2 protein-coding genes are annotated in these 2,723 nt (G+C 61.4%); both read left to right on the top strand.

Annotated features, from left to right (window positions below; all coding sequences use genetic code 11):
• Window positions 1-204: 204 nt before the first annotated feature.
• Entirely contained in the window at window positions 205-1,710 is a 1,506-nt protein-coding gene (gene istA, locus SOP97_RS20205; protein ID WP_322950602.1) for an IS21-like element ISPst3 family transposase, read from the top strand.
• Window positions 1,703-2,506, top strand: coding sequence for an IS21-like element ISPst3 family helper ATPase IstB (gene istB / locus SOP97_RS20200; protein WP_003459721.1), 804 nt, complete (start codon window positions 1,703-1,705; stop codon window positions 2,504-2,506). Before istA ends, istB begins: the two co-directional genes overlap by 8 nt.
• The last annotated feature ends 217 nt before the right edge of the window (window positions 2,507-2,723 follow it).

The following is a 2,723-nucleotide window of genomic DNA, read 5'->3' as shown; positions in this document are numbered from 1 at the left end:
ACGCCAACAGCCCAAGCGCACAGCGCTGCCGCCGCAATTTCCGCGTACCGTGATTCGTCACGAGCCGGAGAACACCCAGTGCGCCTGCGTGTTGCCGCTGACCGAAAACTGACCCAGTAGAGGCTGTTCTGCCGACTGAAAACTGACCCAGGTGTTCAACTGCTTCTGCTCAATTATTGAGCAGGAGAACACAGGGTGATCAGTATGGAAATGATGGGCAAAATTCGCCGGATGTATTTCCGCGACAAGCTGTCGCTGCATGAGATAGCCAAGCGCACCGGGTTGGCGCGCAACACGATTCGCAAGTGGGTCAGAGCACCTGAGGCCAAGCCGCCGGTCTACCAACGCCGCGCGATCTTCAACAAACTCAGCCCTTTTCACGCCACGCTGGAGCAGGCGCTAAAAGCCGATTCGCTGCGGCCCAAGCAACAGCGGCGCAGTGCCAAGGCGCTGTTGGCGCAAATCAAAGCCGAAGGTTATGACGGTGGCTACAGCTACAGCCAGCTCACCGCGTTTATCCGTGCCTGGCGAGGGGGACAGGGCAAGGCGTCGCAGGCCTTTGTGCCGCTGACCTTTGCTCTTGGCGAGGCGTTTCAGTTTGACTGGAGCGAGGAAGGCTTGCTGGTCGGCGGCATTTACCGGCGTATGCAGGTGGCACATCTGAAGCTGTGTGCCAGCCGTGCGTTCTGGCTTGTGGCGTATCCGAGCCAGGGCCATGAGATGTTATTTGACGCCCATACACGCTCGTTCGGCTCCTTGGGCGGCGTGCCGCGCCGGGGCATCTACGACAACATGAAGACCGCCGTCGACAAGGTCAATAAGGGCAAAGGCCGGGCGGTGAATGCGCGCTTTGCGGTGATGTGCGCGCATTACCTGTTCGATCCGGACTTCTGCAACGTCGCCGCTGGTTGGGAAAAGGGCATCGTTGAAAAGAACGTGCAAGACAGCCGCAGGCGTATCTGGCTAGACGCCCAGGACTGTCAGTTTCACTCCTTCGAGGAACTCAATGCCTGGCTGGGCCAGCGCTGCCGCGCGCTTTGGAGCGAGCTGACGCACCCTCAATACAGCGGGCTGAGTGTGGCCGAAGTGCTGGAGTTGGAGCGCGCTGAACTGATGCCTGTGCCAGCGCCATTCGACGGTTACGTCGAGCGGCCTGCGCGGGTCTCCAGCACCTGCCTGGTCAGCGTCGGGCGCAACCGCTACTCGGTGCCGTGTGAGTACGCGGGTAAGTGGGTCAGCAGCCGTTTGTATCCGACGCGAATCGAGGTGGTGGCTGACGACGCGCTGATCGCCAGCCATGTCCGCTTGCTGGATCGCGACCAGGTCAGCTATGACTGGCAGCACTACCTCCCGCTGATCGAACGCAAGCCCGGTGCGCTGCGCAACGGCGCGCCCTTTGCTGATCTGCCGGCGCCGCTGCGTCAGCTTAAGCACGGTCTGGGGCGTCATGCCGGCGGTGACCGGATCATGGCGCAAGTTCTGGCTGCCGTACCGGTCGCCGGGCTCGATGCGGTGCTGGTGGCTGTTGAGCTGGTACTGGAAAGCGGCAGCCTGAGCGCCGAACACATCCTCAATGTCGTGGCACGGCTGACAGCATCCGAACCACCACCCAGCGTCGAAACCCACTTGTCGCTCAAGGAAGCCCCCGTCGCTAACACGGCGCGCTACGACCGCCTGCGTGGCCAGGCCGAGGAGGTCGGTCATGCGTGATTTGATGGCGGAACTCAAGGAGCTGCGCCTGCACGGCATGGCCACGGCCTGGGCGGAGTTAACTGCACAGGGTGAGTCGAACACAGCCTCGTCCAAGTGGTTGCTTGAACACCTACTGGAACAGGAGCACACGGATCGTGCCATGCGCTCGGTGAGCCACCAGATGAACATGGCCAAGCTGCCGATGCACCGCGATCTGGCCGGCTTCGACTTCAGCGCCTCCAGCGCCGACGCTCGCTTGATCAGCGAGCTGGCCAATCTGAGCTTTACCGACACCGCGCAGAACGTGGTGCTGATCGGCGGCCCAGGCACCGGTAAAACCCACCTAGCCACCGCGCTGGCCGTGTCCGGCATCACCCGGCACGGTAAGCGCGTGCGCTTCTACTCCACGGTCGATCTGGTCAATCTGCTGGAGCGCGAAAAACACGACGGCAAAGCCGGGCGGATCGCCCAGGCACTGCTGCGCATGGATCTGGTCATCCTCGACGAACTGGGTTATCTGCCGTTCAGCCAGGCTGGCGGTGCGTTGCTGTTTCACCTGCTGTCCAAGCTGTACGAACACACCAGCGTGGTGATCACCACCAACCTGAGCTTCGCCGAATGGTCGAGCGTGTTCGGCGACGCCAAGATGACCACCGCCCTGCTGGATCGGCTGACCCACCACTGCCACATCGTCGAAACCGGTAACGAGTCCTATCGCCTGCAACACAGTAGCTTGGCGGCCCAGGCCAAGATCAAATCACGGGAGCGAAAGCGTAAGGGCGGCCAAGAACCGGAGGACGATGAGCCGTTCTGATTTCATGGCGACGACGGCCTGCTACATGGCTGCGTGTGGCAGGTCTTAAACAACTGAACTGGGCTAGCGAAGGAGTGGGGGCAACAGCAGCTGCGCTGGTAGACTTATCCACAGTTGCTGGTAACAAAATCAGCAATCCGCCCTGGGTCAAATTTCAATCGGCAGGGTGGGTCAATTTTCCATCAGCGCCAACACCCAGCCACCACCAAKGCGGATC

The sequence above is a fragment of the Pseudomonas spirodelae genome, from assembly GCF_034653255.1.
Classification (GTDB): domain Bacteria; phylum Pseudomonadota; class Gammaproteobacteria; order Pseudomonadales; family Pseudomonadaceae; genus Aquipseudomonas; species Aquipseudomonas spirodelae.
The sequence above is the reverse complement of the archived record's forward strand: the minus strand, read 5'-3'. Positions and strand labels throughout refer to the sequence as shown.